Annotated in this window: 16 protein-coding genes; 8 read left to right on the forward strand and 8 right to left on the reverse strand. The window is 73.3% G+C overall.

What is annotated here, in order from left to right:
- Positions 1-24 precede the first annotated feature (24 nt).
- The 5 genes from AB0917_RS20885 to lgt all read left to right on the forward strand — a co-directional run bounded on the left by AB0917_RS20885 (position 25) and on the right by lgt (position 4,549).
- Entirely contained in the window at positions 25-237 is a 213-nt protein-coding gene (locus AB0917_RS20885; RefSeq protein WP_366821120.1) for a tryptophan synthase subunit(beta), read from the forward strand.
- A gap of 145 nt (positions 238-382) precedes the next feature.
- Complete coding sequence (trpB, locus tag AB0917_RS20890; RefSeq protein WP_366821095.1) at positions 383-1,669, forward strand: tryptophan synthase subunit beta; 1,287 nt, start codon at positions 383-385, stop codon at positions 1,667-1,669.
- A complete protein-coding gene (trpA, locus tag AB0917_RS20895; protein ID WP_366821096.1) occupies positions 1,666-2,478 on the forward strand; it encodes a tryptophan synthase subunit alpha in 813 nt (270 codons plus the stop codon). Before trpB ends, trpA begins: the two co-directional genes overlap by 4 nt.
- Positions 2,479-2,579: 101 nt before the next feature.
- Positions 2,580-3,407, forward strand: coding sequence for a thioredoxin domain-containing protein (locus tag AB0917_RS20900; RefSeq protein ID WP_366821097.1), 828 nt, complete (start codon positions 2,580-2,582; stop codon positions 3,405-3,407).
- A gap of 131 nt (positions 3,408-3,538) precedes the next feature.
- A complete protein-coding gene (gene lgt / locus AB0917_RS20905) occupies positions 3,539-4,549 on the forward strand; it encodes a prolipoprotein diacylglyceryl transferase (RefSeq protein ID WP_366821098.1) in 1,011 nt (336 codons plus the stop codon).
- A 68-nt stretch (positions 4,550-4,617) separates the two neighbouring features.
- Here lgt and AB0917_RS20910 read toward each other — a convergent pair whose 3' ends face one another.
- From AB0917_RS20910 to AB0917_RS20940, 7 genes are read right to left on the reverse strand one after another with little or no spacing between them, the layout of a single operon-like run.
- Entirely contained in the window at positions 4,618-5,484 is an 867-nt protein-coding gene (locus tag AB0917_RS20910) for an aldolase/citrate lyase family protein (protein ID WP_366821099.1), read from the reverse strand.
- On the reverse strand, positions 5,481-6,677 hold the full coding sequence (locus AB0917_RS20915) for a CoA transferase (RefSeq protein WP_366821100.1): 1,197 nt from the start codon (positions 6,675-6,677) through the stop codon (positions 5,481-5,483). The genes AB0917_RS20910 and AB0917_RS20915 overlap by 4 nt, the downstream gene beginning before the upstream one ends.
- On the reverse strand, positions 6,674-7,564 hold the full coding sequence (rbsK, locus tag AB0917_RS20920) for a ribokinase (RefSeq protein WP_366821101.1): 891 nt from the start codon (positions 7,562-7,564) through the stop codon (positions 6,674-6,676). The genes AB0917_RS20915 and rbsK overlap by 4 nt, the downstream gene beginning before the upstream one ends.
- Complete coding sequence (locus AB0917_RS20925; RefSeq protein WP_366821102.1) at positions 7,561-8,928, reverse strand: ADP-ribosylglycohydrolase family protein; 1,368 nt, start codon at positions 8,926-8,928, stop codon at positions 7,561-7,563. Before AB0917_RS20925 ends, rbsK begins: the two co-directional genes overlap by 4 nt.
- Positions 8,925-10,124 carry an ADP-ribosylglycohydrolase family protein gene (locus AB0917_RS20930; protein ID WP_366821103.1) on the reverse strand — a complete coding sequence of 400 codons (1,200 nt, stop codon included), beginning with the start codon at positions 10,122-10,124 and terminating at the stop codon, positions 8,925-8,927. The genes AB0917_RS20925 and AB0917_RS20930 overlap by 4 nt, the downstream gene beginning before the upstream one ends.
- Positions 10,045-11,385 (reverse strand): ADP-ribosylglycohydrolase family protein, encoded by a 1,341-nt coding sequence (locus tag AB0917_RS20935; RefSeq protein WP_366821104.1) that lies wholly within the window; start codon positions 11,383-11,385, stop codon positions 10,045-10,047. Before AB0917_RS20935 ends, AB0917_RS20930 begins: the two co-directional genes overlap by 80 nt.
- Complete coding sequence (locus AB0917_RS20940; protein ID WP_366821105.1) at positions 11,382-12,602, reverse strand: ADP-ribosylglycohydrolase family protein; 1,221 nt, start codon at positions 12,600-12,602, stop codon at positions 11,382-11,384. The genes AB0917_RS20935 and AB0917_RS20940 overlap by 4 nt, the downstream gene beginning before the upstream one ends.
- A gap of 450 nt (positions 12,603-13,052) precedes the next feature.
- On the opposite strand from AB0917_RS20940, the gene AB0917_RS20945 reads away from it, so the two are divergent.
- The 3 genes from AB0917_RS20945 (at position 13,053) to AB0917_RS20955 (ending at position 20,236) form a co-directional block, all read left to right on the forward strand.
- Complete coding sequence (locus tag AB0917_RS20945) at positions 13,053-13,784, forward strand: VIT1/CCC1 transporter family protein (RefSeq protein WP_366821106.1); 732 nt, start codon at positions 13,053-13,055, stop codon at positions 13,782-13,784.
- Between the two features lie 430 nt (positions 13,785-14,214).
- A complete protein-coding gene (gene gltB / locus AB0917_RS20950; protein WP_366821107.1) occupies positions 14,215-18,783 on the forward strand; it encodes a glutamate synthase large subunit in 4,569 nt (1,522 codons plus the stop codon).
- Positions 18,776-20,236 carry a glutamate synthase subunit beta gene (locus AB0917_RS20955; protein ID WP_366821108.1) on the forward strand — a complete coding sequence of 487 codons (1,461 nt, stop codon included), beginning with the start codon at positions 18,776-18,778 and terminating at the stop codon, positions 20,234-20,236. The genes gltB and AB0917_RS20955 overlap by 8 nt, the downstream gene beginning before the upstream one ends.
- Before the next feature lie 199 nt (positions 20,237-20,435).
- On the opposite strand, the gene AB0917_RS20960 is transcribed toward AB0917_RS20955, so the two are convergent.
- Positions 20,436-21,365 carry a rhomboid family intramembrane serine protease gene (locus tag AB0917_RS20960; protein WP_366821109.1) on the reverse strand — a complete coding sequence of 310 codons (930 nt, stop codon included), beginning with the start codon at positions 21,363-21,365 and terminating at the stop codon, positions 20,436-20,438.
- Between the last annotated feature and the right edge of the window lie 167 nt (positions 21,366-21,532).

The raw sequence follows: 21,532 nt of genomic DNA on the forward strand, positions 1-21,532 counted from the left end.
GCGGCTGACCGGGGCGAAGCGGCCATGACCGACCGTCCCGTGGTCCGCACCCGGCCGGGCCTGCGCCCCGCCGGGGCCCCGGCGCGGGATCCGCACGCCCCGCTGGCCCGCGGGTGCAGGCCCCGTGGCTGCCGGGCCCCCGCCCGCCGGGTGCACGGACGGCGTGTGCGGTACGTGATCGGTGACGAGCCCGGCCAGGTGAACGGGATGCGATGGCGCCCGGGGTCCGCGCTGTAGCGAGCCCCGGCCGGCGTACCGCACCACAACCCGTCTCCGCCCGTACGTACGACCGCACCGCCCTGACCGCCCGCCGGTCCCGGCGGCGCTCGCCCCTCCGCGCATACGGTGAACCCACCCGTTGCCAGGCCAAGGAGCACGTCGCATGTCGTCCGACTTCTTCATTCCGGACCCCGAGGGTCTGATCCCCAGCGCCGAGGGCTATTTCGGCGCCTACGGCGGCAAGTTCATCCCGGAGGCGCTGGTCGCCGCCGTGGACGAGGTCGCCGTCGAGTACGACAAGGCCAAGTCCGACCCGGCCTTCGCCGCCGAGCTCAACGCGCTGATGGTCGACTACACCGGCCGGCCCAGCGCGCTGACCGAGGTCCCGCGCTTCGCCGAGCACGCGGGCGGCGCCCGGGTCTTCCTCAAGCGCGAGGACCTGAACCACACCGGCTCGCACAAGATCAACAACGTGCTGGGCCAGGCGCTCCTCACCAAGCGCATGGGCAAGACCCGGGTCATCGCCGAGACCGGAGCCGGTCAGCACGGCGTCGCAACCGCGACCGCCTGCGCCCTCTTCGGCCTCGACTGCACCATCTACATGGGCGAGATCGACACCCGGCGCCAGGCGCTGAACGTGGCGCGGATGCGGATGCTCGGCGCCGAGGTCGTCGCCGTGAAGTCCGGCTCGCGGACCCTGAAGGACGCCATCAACGAGGCGTTCCGCGACTGGGTCGCCAACGTGGACCGTACGCACTACCTCTTCGGCACGGTCGCGGGCCCGCACCCCTTCCCGGCGATGGTCCGCGACTTCCACCGGGTCATCGGCGTCGAGGCCCGCCGCCAGATCCTGGAGCGCGCCGGCCGCCTCCCGGACGCGGCGGTCGCCTGCGTCGGCGGCGGCTCCAACGCCATCGGCCTCTTCCACGCCTTCATCCCGGACGCCGAGGTCCGCCTGGTCGGCTGCGAGCCCGCCGGACACGGTGTGGAGACCGGCGAGCACGCGGCGACCCTGACCGCGGGCGAGCCCGGCATCCTGCACGGTTCGCGCTCCTACGTCCTCCAGGACGACGAGGGCCAGATCACCGAGCCGTACTCCATCTCCGCGGGCCTGGACTACCCGGGCATCGGCCCCGAGCACTCCTACCTCAAGGACATCGGGCGCGGCGAGTACCGCGCGGTCACCGACGACGCGGCCATGCAGGCGCTGCGCCTGCTCTCGCGCACCGAGGGGATCATCCCGGCCATCGAGAGCGCCCACGCGCTCGCCGGTGCGCTGGAGCTGGGCAAGGAGCTGGGCAAGGACGGGCTGATCCTCGTCAACCTGTCCGGCCGGGGCGACAAGGACATGGACACCGCCGCCCGCTACTTCGGGCTCTACGACACCGACGCCGCCGTCGAGGCGGACGCCGGCAGTGACCGCGCCGAGATCGAGGGGGACGCCAAGTGAGCGGCAACATCGAGCTGTTGAGCACCGCCCTGGCCGCCGCCAAGGCCGAGGACCGGGCCGCGCTCATCGCCTACCTCCCGGCCGGCTTCCCCACCGTCGACGGCGGCATCGAGGCGGTCAAGGCGGTCGTCGCGGGCGGCGCCGACGTCGTGGAGGTCGGGCTCCCGCACAGCGACCCGGTGCTCGACGGACCGGTCATCCAGACCGCCGACGACATCGCCCTGCGCGGCGGGGTCCGCATCGCGGACGTGATGCGCACGGTCCGCGAGGCGTACGAGGCCACCGGGGTGCCGATCCTGGTCATGACGTACTGGAACCCCATCGACCGGTACGGCGTCGAGCGCTTCACGGCCGAGCTGGCCGAGGCGGGCGGCGCCGGGTGCATCCTGCCCGACCTGCCGGTCCAGGAGTCCGCGCTGTGGCGCGAGCACGCCGACAAGCACGGTCTGGCCACCGTGTTCGTCGTCGCCCCCAGCAGCCAGGACGCCCGCCTCGCCACCATCACGGCGGCCGGCAGCGGCTTCGTCTACGCCGCGTCCCTGATGGGCGTCACCGGCACCCGCGCCTCCGTCGGAGCCCAGGCCGAGGACCTGGTGGGGCGCACCCGTGCCACCACCGACCTGCCGGTCTGCGTCGGCCTCGGGGTCTCCGACGCCGAGCAGGCCGCCGAGGTCGCCGGGTTCGCCGACGGCGTGATCGTCGGCTCGGCCTTCGTCAAGGCGATCCTGGACGCCCCCGACGAGGCCGCCGGTCTCGACGCCGTCCGCTCGCTCGCGGGCGAGCTGGCCCAGGGCGTCAGAAAGCGCTGACAGCCCAGGGTGTTCGAAAGCGTTCGCGCTCAGATCACCAGAATGGGTGGATTATGGACCGGGGAGGCGCGTACGTGCCTCCCCGGTTCGTTGCTGCGGGTGTGAGCGACAAGATCCCTGAGGGAAACCGAAGTGCGCGTGAGCGCCTGGCCCAGCAGCGCGAGCGGGAGAAGGGCCGCGAGAAGCGCCGCCGTACGCTGATCGTCTCCTCGGCCGTGGTCGGCGTCCTGGCGCTGGCCGCCGTGGTCGGCCTGATCGCGGCCAACGTGGGCAAGGACGGCGGCGACGACACCGCCTCCGGGCCCGCCATCACCCCGTCGGGAGCGACCGGCAAGGACTCCCTGACCCTGCCGGTCGGCGCGTCCGACGCCCCGTCCACGCTCACGATCTGGGAGGACTTCCGCTGCCCGGTCTGCGCCCAGTTCGAGAACGCCTTCCGGGACACCATCACGGAGCTGGTGGAGGCGGGGCAGCTGAAGGTGGAGTACCACCTGGCCACGATCATCGACGGCAACCTCGGCGGCAGAGGCTCGCTGCGCGCCGCCAACGCCGCCGCCTGCGCCCAGGACGTCGGCAAGTTCGTCCCCTACCACGACGTCCTCTTCCGCAACCAGCCCCCCGAGCCCGACGACGCGTTCGCCAAGAACAGCCGTCTCATCGAGCTGGCCGGTGAGGTCGAGGGGCTCGACACGCCGGGCTTCCGCACCTGTGTGGAGAGCGGCGAGCACGACAGCTGGGTCCAGAAGTCCGACACGGCGTTCCGCGAGGGCGGCTTCCAGGGCACCCCGACCGCGCTCCTCAACGGCGAGTCGATCTTCCCGAAGAAGGGCGACGAGCAGATCTCCGCGGAGAACCTGAAGAAGTGGGTCGCCGAGGCCGACAAGGGCAAGGAGACCGGCACCGACACCCCGTCCGCCCCCGCTTCCTGAGCGGACGGAAGCAGGCCCTGGGCGGTCCCTGACCGGGCGGGCGTACGGGCCCGGGGCCGTGTCCTCGTTACCCAGACGTTGCCGGGCGGCTTGCCGTACCCACCGCCCGGCAGGGTAGCGTCGACCCCGTCATGAACCTTGCCTCCATTCCCAGCCCGTCGACCGGCGTGATCGAGCTCGGCCCGATCCCGCTGCGCGGCTACGCGTTCTGCATCATCATCGGTGTCTTCGTCGCCGTCTGGATCGGCAACAGGCGCTGGGTCGCCCGTGGCGGAAAAGCCGGCACCGTCGCCGACATCGCCGTCTGGGCCGTGCCCTTCGGGCTCGTCGGCGGCCGGCTCTACCACGTGATCACCGACTACCAGCTCTACTTCAGCGAAGGCCGCGACTGGGTCGACGCCTTCAAGATCTGGGAGGGCGGCCTCGGCATCTGGGGCGCCATCGCCCTCGGCGCGGTCGGCGCCTGGATCGCCTGCCGCCGCCGGGGCATTCCGCTGCCCGCCTGGGCGGACGCGCTGGCCCCCGGTATCGCCGTCGCCCAGGCCATCGGCCGCTGGGGCAACTGGTTCAACCAGGAGCTGTACGGCAGGCCGACCGACCTCCCCTGGGCGCTGGAGATCAGCGAGGGCCCGAACCGGGTCGCCGGGACGTACCACCCGACCTTCCTTTACGAGTCGCTGTGGTGCGTCGGCGTCGCGCTGCTGGTCATCTGGGCCGACCGCCGCTTCAAGCTCGGCCACGGACGGGCGTTCGCGCTGTACGTCGCGGCCTACTGCGCCGGGCGCGGCTGGATCGAGTACATGCGGGTCGACGAGGCCCACCACATCCTCGGCCTCCGCCTGAACGTGTGGACCGCGATCGTCGTCTTCGTCCTCGCCGTCGCCTACATCGTGATCTCCGCGAAGCTCCGCCCGGGTCGCGAGGAGATCGTCGAGCCGGACCGGGACGCCGAGGCCGCCGAGAAGAAGGACGCCGCGGAGAAGGACACCGACCGGAAGGGCGGCGCCGAGGACGCGGACGCGCCGGAGAGTGACAGCGCCGACAGCGACCCGCTGAAGAAGAAGGACGCGGCGGACACCGGCGCCCCGGCCGAGGACGCCGCCCCCAAGGACGCCGCCCCCGAGGCAGCCGACAAGAGCTGACCGCCCGCGCCCGGCAGCCGGGCGCACCCGCGGCACTGCCCCCGATCGCCGGGCGGACCTGAGAAACCTCAGGACCGCTCGGCGATCGCCAGTGTGCGGCGGGCCGACGCCACCACCGCCGCGTCCACGAACCGCCCGTCCGGCAGCGCCAGCGCCCCCGCCTCCACCGCCGACGCCGCGACGATCTCCTCCGCCGCCTCGATCTCCCGCTCCGTCGGCCGGAACGCCCGCTCGATCACCTCCAGCTGACGCGGATGGATCGCCGCCCGGCCCAGCAGCCCGAGCCCCCGCCCCCGTAGACACGAGGCCCACAGCCCGTCCAGGTCCCGGACGTCCGGGAAGACCGACTGGGCGGGCGGCGGCAGCGCGGCCGCCCGCGCCGCCACCACGAGCCGGCTGCGCGACCAGTCCAGCCCGCGGTCCTCCCGTACGCCCAGGTCGGCACGGAGATCCGCCTCGCCCAGCGCGACGCCCCGGACGGCGGGATCGGCCGAGGCGATCGAGTACGCGTGTTCCACGGCGAGCGCCGACTCCAGCAGCGGGTAGAGCGGCACCCCGGGGGCGACCGCCGCCACATGGTGCACGGAGACCGCGTGCGTGATCTTGGGCAGCCTGAGCCCGGCGAGGCCCGGCAGCCCGTGCAGCGCCCGGATGTCGTCCTCGCCGTGCACCCGGACATGGACGGGTACGGCCCCGGGGGAGGCGGTCACCGGGTCCGCGAGGAGTTCGGCGGTGGCCGCGCGCGCGTACGCCTTGCGGTCGGGGGCGACGGCGTCCTCCAGGTCGACGATGACCACGTCCGCCCCACGGCCGAGCGCCTTGGCCACCACCTCCGGCCGGTCCCCGGGGACGTACAGCCAGGTCAGCGGCGGTCGGCCGACCGGCGCCGGAGGGCCCTCCGGCAGGGGCGGACCCGGGACCGGCCGGCCGGTCACAGCGCCCCCTGGTCCCGCAGCGCCGCGATCCGGCTCTCCGGGAGGCCGAGCCCGGTCAGGATCTCCTCGGTGTCCGCGCCGTGCGGGCGCCCCGCCCAGCGGATGGCGCCCGGGGTCGCGGAGAGCCGGAAGAGGACGTTCTGCATCCGCAGCGGCCCCAGCTCCGGGTCGTCGACCTCGGCGATGGTGCCCAGCGCCCGGTACTGCGGGTCCTCCATCACCTCCCGTACGTCATGGATCGGCGCCACCGCCGCCTCGGCCTTCTCGAAGCCGTCGAGCACCTCCTGACGGCTGTGCCGGGAGATCCAGTGGCCGACCGCCTCGTCCAGCTCCTCGGTGTGCTCGGCCCGGGTGGTGCCCGCGCCGAACCACGGCTCCTCGATCAGCTCCGGACGGCCCACCAGCCGCATCACCCGCTCGGCCACCGACTGCGCGGAGGTGGAGACGGCGACCCAGTGGCCGTCGGCGGTGCGGTAGGTGTTGCGCGGGGCGTTGTTGCGGGAGCGGTTGCCGGTGCGCGGCTGGACGTGGCCGAGCTGGTCGTACCAGAGCGGCTGCGGCCCCAGCACGGTGAGGATCGGCTCGATGATCGCCAGGTCCACCACCTGCCCCTGGCCTGTCTTCTCCCGCCCGGCGAGCGCGGCCATCACCGCGTACGCCGTGGCCAGCGCCGCGATCGAGTCGGCGAGCCCGAACGGCGGCAGGGTCGGCGGCCCCTCCGGCTCCCCGGTGATCGCCGCGAACCCGCTCATCGCCTCGGCCAGCGTGCCGAACCCGGGGCGGTGCGCGTACGGCCCGAACTGGCCGAACCCGGTGACCCGGGCCAGCACCAGGCGCGGGTTGACGGCGTGCAGTTCCTCGGGGCCCAGCCCCCAGCGCTCCAGGGTCCCCGGCCGGAAGTTCTCGACGATCACGTCGGTCTCGGCGGCCAGCTGGAGGAGAACGTCCCGGCCGCCCGGGGCGGACAGATCCAGCGTCAGGGTGCGCTTGTTGCGGCCGAGCAGCTTCCACCACAGGCCGACACCGTCCTTGGCGGGCCCGTGCCCGCGTGAGGGGTCCGGCTTACGGGGGTGCTCGACCTTGATCACATCGGCGCCGAAGTCCCCGAGCATGGTGGCGGCCAGCGGCCCGGCGAAGAGGGTGGCGAGGTCGATGACCTTCAGCCCGGTCAGGGGCCCTGCTGTCGTGCTCATACGGACTGGGCCTCGATCTCGCTCCGGTACGGCATGGACGTGGTCGCGCCCGGCTTCTGCACGCAGAGCGCGGCGGCCGAGGAGGCGAAGGCCAGCGCCTTGGCCACCGGCCGCCCCTCCCCGAGCGCCACCGCCAGCGCCCCGACGAAGGTGTCCCCGGCCCCGGTCGTGTCGACGGCCCGCACCCCCGGCGCCTCGAACAGCACCGGTTCGCCGCCCCGGGCCGCGTACAGGGACCCCTTCGCGCCGAGCGTGATGATCACCTCGGGCACCTGCCGCAGCAGGATCTGCGCCGCCGCGTGCGGCTCCCCCTGCCCGGAGAGTTCGGCGGCCTCGTGCTCGTTGGGGATCAACAGGTCGACGTGGTCCAGGAGTTCATCGGGCAGTGGCTGTACAGGGGAGGGGGTGAGGATGGTCCGTACGCCCTGGGACCGGGCGGCGCGGGCGCCCTCCAGGACGGCGGAGAGCGGGAGTTCGAGCTGCATGAGCAGCAGGTCGGCGGCGGCGACGGCCGCGATCTCCCCGGGCCCGAGCGCGGTGACGGTGCCGTTGGCGCCGGGGATCACCACGATCGCGTTGGCCCCGGAGTCGTCCACCACGATGTGCGCGGTGCCGCTGGGGCCCTCGGCGGTGTGCAGGAGGTCGGTGTCGACCCCGGAGTGTTCGAGGCCGTCGCGCAGTTGTGCGCCGTACGCGTCGTCGCCGACCGCGCCGATCATCGTCACCTCCCCGCCCGCGCGGGCGGCGGCGACGGCCTGGTTGGCGCCCTTGCCGCCGGGGACCGTCCGGAACTCCCGCCCGGTGACGGTCTCCCCGCGTTCCGGGGCGCGGGCGGTGTAGGCGACGAGGTCCATGTTGGTGCTGCCGAGCACCGCGATACGGGTCATGGGCGCAGAGCCTCCTGATGGGTCAGTGCGGCGAGGGTGTCGAAGCCGGTCCGGTCGTAGCCGGGTACGGAGGTGGCGAGGCGGTTCTTCAGCGGGGCCGTCCAGTGTTCGGGCAGGGCGTCCGGGGAGCCCGCGAGCAGACCGGCGAGCGAACCGGCGGTGGCCCCGCCCGAGTCGGTGTCCCAGCCGCCGGAGACCGTGAGGCCGATCGACCGGGTGAAGTCGCCGTCGGCGTGGGTGAGGGCGGCGGCGAGCAGCGCGGCGTTGGGCAGTACGTGCACCCAGTGGTGGGTGCCGTCGTACACGGCGTGCAGCCGGTCCACCACCACGTCGAACTCCCCTTCCGTACGCGCGGTTTCGATGCCGAGCCGGACCGCGTCGGCGTACCGCGAGTGCGGCGGCACGACCCGCAGCCCGGCGGCCAGGCAGCCGTGCACATCGCTCTCCCCGCCCGCCGCGACCGCGAGGGCGGCCGCCGTGAACATCGCGCCGTAGACCCCGTTGGCGGTGTGGGTGAGGACCGCGTCGCGGTGGGCCTGGGCGGCGGCCCCGGCCGGGTCGCCGGGGTGGGTCCAGCCGTGCACGTCGGCCCGGATCTGCGCCCCGATCCACTCGCGGAACGGGTTGCGCAGGCGGGCGGTCCCGGGGGGTTCGACGCCCGCGAGGAGATTGCCGTACGCGATGCGCTCGGCGGTGAAGGTGCGCCCGGCGGGGAGTTCGTCCAGCCACAGCCGGGCCAGGTCGGCGGTGGTGAAGGAGCGCCCGTGGCGTTGGAGCAGCAGCAGGGTGAGGAGCGGGTAGTTGAGGTCGTCGTCCTCCGGCATGCCGTCGATGTTCTCGGCGAGCGACGTGGGGGCCGAGCGGCGGTTCCAGGGGTGGGCGGCGAGGAGTTCCGGCGGCACCCCGCGTTCGGTGAACCAGGTGGTCAGGGGCCAGTTTCCGGCCGCACGGGCCAGGGCGCGGAGGCCGGCCAGCGGCAGCTTCTCCACCGGCTTCCCGAGCAGGCAGCCCGCCGCCCGGCCCAGCCACGCCGCGTGCAGCCGGGCCCGCCCGACGACGGGCGCCGCCTCGGGAGGGCCGGGCCACTGCGGACAGGCGGCCCGGATCTCCGCCAGCTCGGTGGGCTCGTCGGCGGCCAACGGCGATTCCAGCAGGGCGAGTTCGTCGAGGAGCCGCCCGGCCAGCGCGCGCAGGCGCGGCGGAGCCGGTGGCTCGGAGGCGCCCGCGCGGTCCGGGGCGGGTCCGCCCCCGGCCGCGTACCACCGCTCCTCGATCTCCCGGGCGTCCCGGCCGTCCTGCGCGGCCTGCCGCAGCTCGTGCCCGATCAGATCCTCGGGCTGCACCCAGGTCAGCCGGACGCTCACCGCGCACCGGCCAGCGCCGCGAACGCCTCTTCGTGGGACCGGCGCCGCTCCAGATCCCGGGCGAAGACCTCCCGGGCCACCCGTGCCAGCATCCGGGCCGGGGCGTGCAGGTCCAGCCGGCTCGCCCGAGCGACCGTCGCCGCCCAGTCGGCGGGGACCTCGGCGCCGAGCGCCCCCGCGAGGGCGCCGCTCATCGTGGCGATGGAGTCGCAGTCCCGCCCGTAGTTGACCGAACCGAGCACCGTACGCCGGTAGTCGCCGCCGCCGACCAGCAACATGCCCAGGGCGATGGGCAGTTCCTCGATGGCGTGCAGCCGGGAGGGGCGGCGGGCGCCGAGCGAGGGGCAGCGGTAGTCGGGGCCGACCGTGTCGAACGGTTCGACGGCCGCCCGCAGCGGGGCGAGCGCGGACTCGAACTCGTCGTGGTGCGCGGCGACTTCGCAGACGGCCTCGATGGCGGACCGGGTGCCGTCCTTGGCGAGGGCGAGAGCGGTGTCGACCACCGCGTCGGGCGTCGCCCCCGGGCGGCACGCGGCGGCCACGGCGGCGGCGAAGATCCCGGCGGCCTCCCGCCCGTAGGAGGACTGGTGGGGCGCGGCGATCTCCAGCGCCTCGGCGTACGCGGCCTCCGGGTGGGCGGCGTTGACCAGGCCGACCGGGGCCATGTACATCGCGGCCCCGCAGTTGACGATGTTGCCCGCACCGGCCTCGCGCGGGTCGGCGTGCCCGTAGTGCAGCCGGGCCACGAGCCACTTCTCCGCCAGGAAGATCCGCTGGAGCGGCAGCGCCTCGGCCTCCAGCTCCGGGATCCAGCGGGGTGAGAGCAGATCCGGTACGAGGTGGTCGGCGACGGCGTACGCGTCGAGGTGGTCACGGACGCGGTCGTAGACCCGGACCAGGGCGTGGGTCATCAGGGTGTCGTCGGTGACGTGCCCGTCGCCCTTGTGGTACGGGGCGATGGGGCGCGCGGTGCGCCAGTTCTCGCCGTGCCAGGGGCCGACGATCCCGGTCACCCGGCCGCCGTGGCGCTCGGCGATCTGCTCGGGGGTCCAGCCCTCGACCGGCCCGCCGAGCGCGTCCCCGACGGCGGCGCCGACGAGGGCCCGGCCGATGCGTTCATCGAGTCCGGGCCGTGCCGTCGAGGAGGCGGGTGCGGGGGCGGGTTCCGTGACCGGTGTGGCCGTTGTGGGTGTCATGTCGGAATTGTCCACCCGGGGCGGCCGGTTCCGTGGCTGCCAGCAGCCCGGCGAGTTCGACCAGGTCCGTGCCGGCGAGCCGGGGCAGCGCACACCCCGCGAGCGTCCGGCACGCCTCGCGCCAGCCCGCCGGTACGGCGCTGACCGAGCCGATCGCCCCGGTCAGCGCCCCGGCCAGCGCGGGCGCGGAGTCCGCGACCCGGGAGAGGCAGGCGGCGGCCGGGATCGCCTGGGCGATCTCGCCCCGGGCGGCGGTGGTCAGCGCGAGGGCGACGGGTACGGTCTCGGCCGCCGCGATCCCGTAGCTGTAGACGTGGTCCACGATCTGGTGCTCCAGGACCGGGACCAGGGCGAACGCCCCGGCGGGCTCGTCCGCGAACTCCCGGGCCAGGCGGACGGCGTGGGCGGCGTTGCGGGCGATCTCGGTTCCCTCGGGGAGCTGGGCGAGGGCCGCGTTCACCACGGTGTCCACGTCCGCCCCGTCCAACGCCACCGCGATGGCGGCGGCCATGGCCCGCGCCCCGTGCACCCCGTCGCCGTCCTGGGTGTAGCGGGCGTCGAACTCCGCGAGCGCCGCCGCCTCCTTCGGGTCGCCCGGGTGGACCACGGCGAGTACGACCGCCCGTACGCAGGCGGCGTCGTCGAAGTAGTGCGGGTTGTCGTGCCCGGTGGCGGGCGGCCGCAGCCCGGCGGCCAGGTTCCCGAGCCCCGCCCGTACCGAGATCCGGGCGCGCAGCGGGAGCACCGCCGCCTCCACCTCGGGGGCTCGGGCGCCGGCCTCGGCGACGGTGGCGGCCAGGGCGTTCCAGGCCCGGTCCACCGCGTCCCGCATCCGGTGGCCGGGGGAGAGGCCGTCGGCGTCGTCGGCCGCCGCCAGCACCGTACGGGCGGAGAACGCGGCCCACTCCGCGTCGTCGGACGGCCCGAGCCGCAACGGCTCGGGCGGCTGGTTGAGCGCGATGGGCACGGGGAGCGTGGTGGTGGCGTTCTGCTCGGCGAACGTGTCCAGTTCCCGGGTGAGCCGCCGGGTCCACTCGGGCATCCGGACCGCCCGGTGCCGGGCCGCCGGCCACCCGGCGGCGTCCCCCGAGGCCAGACCGAGCAGCAGGCCCTCGATCCGGACGCGCCGGGAGGGACCGGCGGCGGCCCCGGGCGCGTCGGCCGCCTCGCGCGCAGTCGTCGTGGCTGGGGTTTCTGTGGTCGCCGGGTGTGTGGTGGTCGTGGCCGGGGCTTCCGTGGCCGTTGCGCGTGCGGTGGTCATCGCCGGGTCTCCCGTACGGGGTCGAAGGGCGCGGCCACGGACGCCATGTCCCGTACGACGGAAGGCGCGCGCCCGCCGCCCAGCCCCTGGGCGGCCCTGGCGCCGTCCAAGCCCTCCGGCCGCTCAGCCCCCTCCGGGCCGCCTGGGGCCCCTCGGCCTTCCGGGTCTCCCGGGCCCTCTGGGGCCCCTCGGCCTTCCGGGTCCCTCGGGCCTGCCGGGTCTGTCGGGTCCCCCGGGCCTTCCGGCGTCAGCAGGTCCGCGATGTCCAGCACGTGGTGGCCCCGCATCGAGGGCAGACAGCTGCCCCGGACCGGCCCGATCGCCGCCGCCCACTCCGGCGGGATCGCGCCCACCCCGTGCAGCGCCCCGGCCAGGGCCCCCGCCACCGCCGCCGTCGTATCCGCGTCGCGCCCCATGTTCACGGCCGTCAGCACCGCCGTACGGAAGTCACCGCGCGCCGCCGTGAACGCCCCGAACGCCAGGCCCACCGCCTCCGGCGCGAGGTCCGTCCACGGGTAGCCGCCGATCACCACCGCCGAACGCACCGCCCGCTCCATCGTGAGCCGGTCCGGGTACGGGCGCTGGGCCGCCGCCACCGCACGGCGCAGCGAGCGGGCCGTCCAGGAGTCCATCGGGACCACCGACAGCGCGGCGGCGATCACCGAGGCGAGACCCGCGCCGGCCATCGCGGCCGCCACCCCGGCCGCCACCGCCTGGCCCCCGTAGATCCCCTCGCCCTCGTGGCTCACCCGGCCGTCCACCGCCACCAGCCGGGCCGCCTCCGCGGGGCGCCCGGCCGCGAACACCCCGAAGGGGGCCGCGCGCATCGCGAGGCCGTCGCTCCAGGCGTGCCGGTGCTGGGCCGAGATCGGCGCGGCGAGGCCCCGGCGCAGGTTCTCCAGGGTCCCGCGCTCACTGAAGCCGGCGCCCCGGAACGGCCCCTCGTCCAGGTCGGCGATCCAGTGGTGCCAGGCCCGCTCCACGTGGGAGACGGTGAGCGCGGAGCCGTGCCGGGCCAGCAGCAGCCCGGAGAAGATCGCGTACTCCGTGTCGTCCGTCCCCGCCGGGTCCTCGCTCACGAACCCCTCGATCCGCCCCCAGCGGCGGCGGATCTCCGAGGGCCGCAGGTTCTCCGCCGGGGCGCCGAGCGCGTCCCCGACCGCCAGCCCCAGCAGCGCACCCCTGGCCCGGTCCTTGTTGCCGACGGCCGTGTCCATCGCGTCGCCCTTCGCTCGTCCGGCGAGTCCGGTCTCCGGCCCCGGTCTCCGGCCCGACTCCGATCGCGAGCCCGATCTCGGTCCGGTCTCCGAGCCCGAGGGCGCATCCGATCCCGAGCCCGGTCTCCGAGCCCGATCGCGCATCCGACTCCGAGCCCGGTCTCCGCGTCCGAGCGCGCATCCGGGTCCGGAGCCGTTCACGGGCCCTGTCCACATCTGTGCCACGCGGCGGGCGGTCGGAGGCGGAAAGGGCCCGGAAAGGGACTGGTCGGATGACGACCAGGAAAGCTGAGGCTGGCCTTTCTTCGCAGGTCAGAGGGGGTGGTAAGCCAGGCCTGCCTTGCTGGCGGAGGTCGCCCGTCCGGCGTACTTTGGACTTTGTCGAAAGTTGTACAGATACCGGCTCGGCGGGGGTGACAGCCCGCCAGGGGGCAAGGGGAGACACCGACCGTGGCCATCATCGAGACCGACGCAGTCCTGCACCAGGCGCACCGGGACAACCACACCCACCGGGACGTGAACGGCGGCTGGCTGCGCCCCGCCGTCTTCGGCGCCATGGACGGTCTGGTCTCCAACCTCGCCCTGATGACCGGTGTCGCGGGCGGCGCGGTCTCCCAGCAGACCATCGTGATCACGGGTCTCGCGGGCCTGGCCGCCGGTGCGTTCTCCATGGCGGCCGGCGAGTACACCTCCGTCGCCTCGCAGCGCGAGCTGGTCGAGGCCGAGCTGGCCGTCGAACGCCGGCAGCTGCGCCAGTACCCCCAGGACGAGATGGCCGAACTCGCCGCGCTCTACGAGGCCCGGGGCGTGGACGCCCCGCTGGCCGGCGAGGTGGCCCGGCAGCTCTCGCGCGACCCGGAACAGGCGCTGGAGATCCACGCCCGCGAGGAGCTCGGCATCGACCCGAACGACCTGCCCTCCCCGCTCGTGGCCGCCGCCTCCTCCTTCGGCGCCTTCGCGCTCGGCGCCCTGCTGCCCGTCCTGCCCTACCTCCTGGGCGCGAGCGGGCTGTGGCCCTCGGTGCTCCTCGCGCTGCTCGGCCTCTTCGGCTGCGGTGCGGTGGTGGCCCGGGTGACGGCCCGCAGCTGGTGGTTCAGCGGGCTGCGCCAGCTCGCCCTCGGTGGCGCGGCGGCGGCGCTGACGTACGGGCTCGGCACCCTGTTCGGCGTGGCCGTCGGGTGACGAACGGGTGTACCGGCGCCGCCCGAACGGCTCAACCGGGCGGCGGCCCGTGTGACGTACGTCTTGGCACCGGCCTCTGGGCGGGACGGGCCCCGTCGCCGTAAAATGCGTTGCTATGCAGGTCTGCACATAAGTAGCCATAACTCCGGTGGTTTCAATTCCTCCGCCGCCGGGCATGAGCCGTAGGCACCGCAGGCAACGACGCCTGTTCTCTGCGGGTCCCGGGCGCCGATCGTTCCGACAGTGACCCACCTCCTGGTCCACCGGACATCTCTGGTCCCCCAGTCGTCCGGCCGCCATGGTGTCCGTATGTTGGAACAAGACTTCCGCTTCTTGAGAAGCGCCCCATCATGTAGCCTGCACCAAATTTCGCAGAGGGCCAACGTCGTCCCTCGGCACTGCATATGCCACGACGACGACGGGAGAGCCGATGCGTATCGACGCCTGGTCGCCCATGGACGGTCGCCCCGCCCAGCAGGGGATGTACGACCCCCGTAACGAGCACGACGCCTGTGGCGTCGGGTTCGTGGCCACTCTGACCGGTGTGGCCAGCCATGAGCTGGTCGAGCAGGCGCTGACCGTTCTGCGCAACCTCGAACACCGCGGCGCCACCGGTTCGGAGCCCGACTCCGGCGACGGCGCCGGCATCCTGTGCCAGGTCCCCGACGACTTTCTCCGGGACGAGACCCCTTTCGACCTCCCCGAGCCCGGCGCCTACGCCGTGGGCATCGCCTTCCTCCCCGCCGACGGCTCCACCGAGGCCGTCACGGCGATCGAGGAGATCGCCGCGCAGGAGGGCCTCACCGTCCTCGGCTGGCGTGAGGTCCCGGTCGCCCCCGCACTCCTCGGCAACGGCGCCCGCGCCACCATGCCCACCTTCCGCCAGGTCTTCGTCGCCGACGGCGAGTCCACCGGCATCGTCCTGGACCGCAAGGCGTTCGTCCTGCGCAAGCGTGCCGAGCGTGAGGCCGGGGTGTACTTCCCCTCGCTCTCCGCCCGCACCATCGTCTACAAGGGCATGCTCACCACCGGGCAGCTGGAGCCGTTCTTCCCCGACCTCTCCGACCGCCGCTTCGCCTCCACGGTCGCACTGGTCCACTCCCGCTTCTCGACCAACACCTTCCCGAGCTGGCCGCTGGCCCACCCGTACCGCTTCGTCGCGCACAACGGCGAGATCAACACGGTCAAGGGCAACCGCAACTGGATGAAGGCCCGCGAGTCCCAGCTCGCCTCCTCCCTCTTCGGGCAGGCGCAGCTCGACCGGATCTTCCCCGTCTGCACCCCGGACGCCTCCGACTCGGCCTCCTTCGACGAGGTCCTGGAGCTGCTCCACCTCGGCGGACGCTCGCTGCCGCACTCGGTGCTGATGATGGTCCCCGAGGCGTGGGAGAGCCCCGAGTCGATGAACTCCATGGACCCGGCCCGGCGCGCGTTCTACCAGTACCACGCCACGATGATGGAGCCCTGGGACGGCCCGGCCTGCGTCACCTTCACCGACGGCGTCCAGGTCGGCGCGGTCCTCGACCGCAACGGTCTGCGCCCCGGCCGCTACTGGGTCACCGACGACGGCCTCGTCGTCCTCTCCTCCGAGGTCGGCGTCCTGGACATCGACCCGGCGAAGGTCGTCCGCAAGGGCCGCCTCCAGCCCGGCAAGATGTTCCTCGTCGACACCGCCGAGCACCGCATCATCGAGGACGACGAGATCAAGGCGTCCCTCGCCGCCGAGCAGCCGTACCAGGAGTGGCTGCGGACCGGCGAGATCGAGCTGAGCGACCTGCCCGAGCGCGAGCACATCGTGCACACCCACGCCTCGGTCACCCGCCGCCAGCAGACCTTCGGCTACACCGAGGAAGAGCTCCGCGTCATCCTCGCGCCGATGGCCCGTACCGCCGGTGAGCCGCTCGGCTCCATGGGCACCGACTCGCCGATCGCCGCGCTCTCCGAGCGCCCCCGGCTGCTCTTCGACTACTTCACCCAGCTCTTCGCCCAGGTCACCAACCCGCCGCTGGACGCCATCCGCGAGGAACTGGTCACCTCGCTGCGCTCCTCGCTCGGCCCCCAGGGCAACATCCTGGAGCCGACCGCCGCGGCCTGCCGCAGCGTCACGCTGCCGTTCCCGGTGATCGACAACGACGAGCTGGCCAAGCTGATACACATCAACGCCGACGGCGACATGCCGGGCATGAAGGCCGCCACCCTCGCCGGCCTCTACCGGGTCGGCGGCGGCGGCGAGGCCCTGGCCGCCCGGATCGAGGAGATCTGCGCCGAGGTCGACGCCGCCATCGAGGACGGCGCCCGCCTCATCGTCCTCTCCGACCGGCACTCCGACGCCGAGCACGCCCCGATCCCCTCGCTGCTGCTCACCTCCGCCGTCCACCACCACCTCATCCGCACCAAGCAGCGCACCCAGGTGGGCCTGCTGGTCGAGGCCGGGGACGTCCGCGAGGTCCACCACGTCGCCCTGCTCATCGGTTACGGCGCCGCCGCGGTCAACCCGTACCTCGCCATGGAGTCCGTCGAGGACCTGGTCCGCGCCGGCACGTTCATCGAGGGCATCGAGGCCGAGCAGGCCATCCGGAACCTGATCTACGCGCTGGGCAAGGGCGTCCTGAAGGTCATGTCCAAGATGGGCATCTCCACCGTCGCCTCCTACCGCGGCGCCCAGGTCTTCGAGGCCGTCGGCCTGGACGAGGAGTTCGTCGCGACGTACTTCAACGGCACCGCCACCAAGATCGGCGGCGCCGGCCTGGACGTCGTCGCCGAGGAGGTCGCCGCCCGGCACACCATGGCGTACCCCGCCTCCGGCATCCCGGCCTCCCACCGCGCGCTGGAGATCGGCGGCGAGTACCAGTGGCGCCGCGAGGGCGAGCCGCACCTGTTCGACCCGGAGACGGTCTTCCGCCTCCAGCACGCCACCCGCAACCGGCGCTACGACATCTTCAAGCAGTACACGGACCGGGTGAACGAGCAGTCCGAGCGGCTGATGACGCTCCGCGGCCTCTTCGGCTTCACCTCCGGCCGGGCCCCGATCCCCATCGACGAGGTCGAGCCCGCCTCCGAGATCGTCAAGCGGTTCTCCACCGGCGCCATGTCGTACGGCTCCATCTCCCGCGAGGCGCACGAGACGCTCGCCATCGCGATGAACCAGCTCGGCGGCAAGTCCAACACCGGTGAGGGCGGCGAGGACCCCGACCGCCTCTACGACCCGGCGCGCCGCTCCTCCATCAAGCAGGTCGCCTCCGGCCGCTTCGGTGTGACCAGCGAGTACCTGGTCAACGCGGACGACATCCAGATCAAGATGGCCCAGGGCGCCAAGCCCGGCGAGGGCGGCCAGCTGCCCGGCCACAAGGTCTACCCGTGGGTCGCCAAGACCCGGCACTCCACCCCCGGCGTCGGCCTCATCTCGCCGCCGCCGCACCACGACATCTACTCCATCGAAGACCTCGCCCAGCTGATCCACGACCTCAAGAACGCCAACCCGCAGGCCCGCATCCACGTGAAGCTGGTCTCCGAGGTCGGCGTCGGCACGGTCGCCGCCGGTGTCTCCAAGGCGCACGCGGACGTCGTCCTCATCTCCGGCCACGACGGCGGAACGGGCGCCTCCCCGCTCACCTCCCTCAAGCACGCGGGCGGCCCCTGGGAGCTGGGCCTCGCCGAGACCCAGCAGACGCTGCTGCTCAACGGCCTGCGCGACCGCATCGTCGTCCAGACCGACGGCCAGCTCAAGACCGGCCGCGACGTCGTCATCGCCGCACTGCTGGGCGCCGAGGAGTTCGGTTTCGCGACCGCGCCGCTCGTCGTCTCCGGCTGCGTCATGATGCGCGTCTGCCACCTGGACACCTGCCCGGTCGGCATCGCCACCCAGAACCCGGTGCTCCGCGACCGGTTCTCCGGCAAGGCCGAGTACGTCGTCAACTTCTTCGAGTTCATCGCCGAAGAGGTCCGCGAGATCCTCGCCGAGCTGGGCTTCCGCACCATCGAGGAGGCCGTCGGCCACGCCGAGATCCTCGACAAGGACCGGGCCGTCACCCACTGGAAGGCGCAGGGCCTGGACCTCGCCCCGCTCTTCCACGTGCCCGAGCTGCCCGAGGGCGCGGTCCGCCACCGGATCGTCGAGCAGGACCACGGCCTGACGAAGGCGCTCGACAACCAGCTGATCAAGCTGGCCGCCGACGCGCTCGGCGCCGCCACCCCCGAGGCCGCCCAGCCGGTCCGGGCCCAGGTCGCCATCCGCAACATCAACCGCACGGTCGGCACCATGCTCGGCCACGAGGTGACCAAGAAGTTCGGTGGTGCGGGCCTGCCCGAGAACACCATCGACATCACCTTCACCGGCTCGGCCGGCCAGTCCTTCGGCGCCTTCCTCCCGCGCGGGGTCACCCTGCGCCTGGAGGGCGACGCCAACGACTACGTCGGCAAGGGCCTCTCCGGCGGCCGCGTCGTCGTCCGCCCCGACCGCGGCGCCGACCACCTCGCCGAGTACAGCACCATCGCCGGCAACACCATCGGCTACGGAGCGACCGGCGGCGAGCTGTTCCTGCGCGGCCGCACCGGCGAACGCTTCTGCGTCCGCAACTCCGGCGCGACCGTCGTCTCCGAGGGCGTGGGCGACCACGGCTGCGAGTACATGACCGGCGGCCACGCCGTCGTCCTCGGCGAGACCGGCCGGAACTTCGCGGCCGGCATGTCGGGCGGCATCGCGTACGTCATCGACCTCAACCGCGACCACGTCAACGTGGGCAACCTCGGCGCGATCGAGCAGCTCACCGAGACCGACCGGCAGTGGCTGCACGACGTCGTGCGCCGCCACCATGAGGAGACCGGCTCCACCGTCGCCGAGAAGCTCCTCGCCGAGTGGGACACCGCCGTGGCCCGCTTCAGCAAGATCATCCCGTCCACGTACAAGGCAGTGCTCGCCGCCAAGGACGCCGCTGAGCTCGCCGGTCTCTCCGAGCAGGAGACCACCGAGAAGATGATGGAGGCGGCGACCAATGGCTGACCCCAAGGGCTTCCTGACCACCGGACGCGAGGTCGCCCAGACCCGCACCGTGGCCGAGCGCGTCAAGGACTGGAACGAGGTCTACGTTCCGGGCTCGCTGCTCCCGATCATCAGCAAGCAGGCCGGCCGCTGCATGGACTGCGGCATCCCGTTCTGCCACAACGGCTGCCCGCTCGGAAACCTCATCCCCGAGTGGAACGACTACGCCTACCGCGAGGACTGGACCGCCGCCTCCGAGCGGCTGCACGCCACGAACAACTTCCCGGAGTTCACCGGGCGGCTCTGCCCGGCCCCCTGCGAGTCGGCGTGCGTGCTCGGCATCAACCAGCCGGCCGTCACCATCAAGAACGTCGAGGTCTCCATCATCGACAAGGCGTGGGACAGCGGCGACGTCACCCCGCAGCCGCCCGAGCGCCTCTCCGGCAAGACCGTCGCGGTCATCGGCTCCGGCCCGGCGGGACTCGCCGCCGCCCAGCAGCTGACCCGGGCCGGCCACACCGTCGCCGTCTACGAGCGCGCGGACCGCATCGGGGGCCTGCTGCGCTACGGCATCCCCGAGTTCAAGATGGAGAAGTCGCACATCAACCGCCGCATCGAGCAGATGCGCCTGGAAGGCACCAAGTTCCGCACGGAGGTGGAGATCGGCAAGGACATCGACGCCGCCAAGCTCCGCCGCCGCTACGACGCGGTCGTCATCGCCGCCGGTGCCACCGTCTCCCGCGACCTGCCGGTCCCCGGCCGTGAGCTGGGCGGCATCCACTTCGCGATGGAGTACCTGCCGCTCGCCAACAAGGTGCAGGAGGGCGACCTGACGGTCGCCCCGATCCACGCCGGCGGCAAGGACGTCGTCGTCATCGGCGGCGGCGACACCGGCGCCGACTGCGTGGGCACCGCCCACCGCCAGGGCGCGGCCTCCGTCACCCAGCTGGAGATCATGCCGAAGCCGGGCGAGGAGCGGAACCCCGGCCAGCCGTGGCCGACCTTCCCGATGCTCTACAAGGTCACCTCCGCGCACGAGGAGGGCGGCGAGCGGGTCTACTCCGTCTCCACCACCCACTTCGAGGGCGACGAGAACGGGAACGTCGCGGCCCTCCACCTGGTCGAGGTGGAGTTCAAGGGCGGTAAGCTGGAGCAGAAGCCCGGCACGGAGCGGCGCATCCCCGCGCAGCTCGTCACCCTCGCCATGGGCTTCACCGGAACCGACCAGTCCAACGGTCTGGTCCAGCAGTTCGGCCTGGAGCTCGACCAGCGCGGCAACGTCGCCCGCGACGAGCACTACGCGACCAACGTCGACGGCGTCTATGTCGCCGGAGACGCGGGACGCGGCCAGTCGCTGATCGTCTGGGCCATCGCCGAGGGCCGCTCCGCCGCCCGCGGAGTGGACCGCTACCTGACCGGGACCAGCGCACTGCCGGCCCCGATCCGCCCGACGGACCGGTCCCTGCTGGTCTGAGCACCACCCGGGTTCCCCCTGGGCCACGCGGCCCGGGGGAGCCCCCCTGATACGTCCCGTACAACGGCGTGCGGAACTGAACGCGGCGCCTGCCTGTCCCCGACCGGACACCAGCGGGCGCCGTGGCGCGTCCGGGGCCGGGTCGGGCCGGGGACAGACAGGCCGGGAACGGGCCGGGCCGGGGGCAGGCGCCGGGGGCTCAGCCGCTCATCCAGGCGTCCGAGCCGGTCAGCGCCGACGTCTTCACCGCCACCGCCACGGCGAACACCCCCAGCACCACCACTCCGCCCGCCAGCTGCACCGGCCAGGTCCGCAGCCTCGCCGGCGCGTAGGCGAGCCCGTACGTCACCAGCGCCCCGGTCAGCAGCCCGCCCAGGTGCCCCTGCCAGGAGGTGAACAGCGCCGAGAGCACCATCCAGAGCAGGAAGCCCGCCATGAACCGGTTGACCGCCGCCATGTCACGGCCGAGCCGCCGGTTGATCACCCAGTACGAGGCGGCCAGCCCGAAGACCGCACCGGAGGCGCCCACGGTGGAGGTGTCCGGGGCCAGCAGATACACCACGACGGAACCGCCCACCGCCGCCAGCAGATACAGCGCCAGGTAGCGGGCCCGGCCGAGCTGCCCCTCCACCACCCGGCCGATGTTCCACAGCGCGAACATGTTGAACAGCAGGTGCATCACCCCGAACGAGGCGTCCGGCGGCAGATGCAGGAAGGCCCCCGTCACCAGCCGGTACCACTCGCCGTCCGCGATCCCCGTCAGCTCGTACCCGGGGAAGGTGTCGCCCCGGTAGTAGTAGCGCTCCCCGTCCGGCCCGGTGAGCGCGGCACCCAGCACGGCGAACCGGTCCACGATCTCGGGCCGGACCACCTCGACGAGGTAGGCCAGGATGTTCAGCGCCATCAGGACGTACGTCACCACCGGCGCCGTCGCCCCGGACACCGCCCCGCCGAACACGGTCCGGGCCCGCCGCACCGAGCGCCGCCCCTCCTTCACGCACTCCACGCAGTGGTGGCCGACGGCGGCCTCACGCATGCAGTCCGGGCAGATGGCACGCTCGCAACGGGTGCAGCGGACATACGTCTCGTACGACGGATGGCGGTAACACGTGGTGGCGGCGGCCTCCATGACCGGCTCCTTCACTGGGGGAGTGCGTTGCGGGGCCGGTGTGGGCGGCGGCGATCAAGATAGCGAACCGGTACGGGGGATCGCGGGGCCGGGTCCACCGCCGTGGCCTAGGCTCTAGCTCCGCAGAGCACGGACCTGGGTCCGTGCGGCACGGACCGTACAAGGGG

The organism is Streptomyces sp. NPDC007346, assembly GCF_040703535.1.
Lineage (GTDB): Bacteria > Actinomycetota > Actinomycetes > Streptomycetales > Streptomycetaceae > Streptomyces.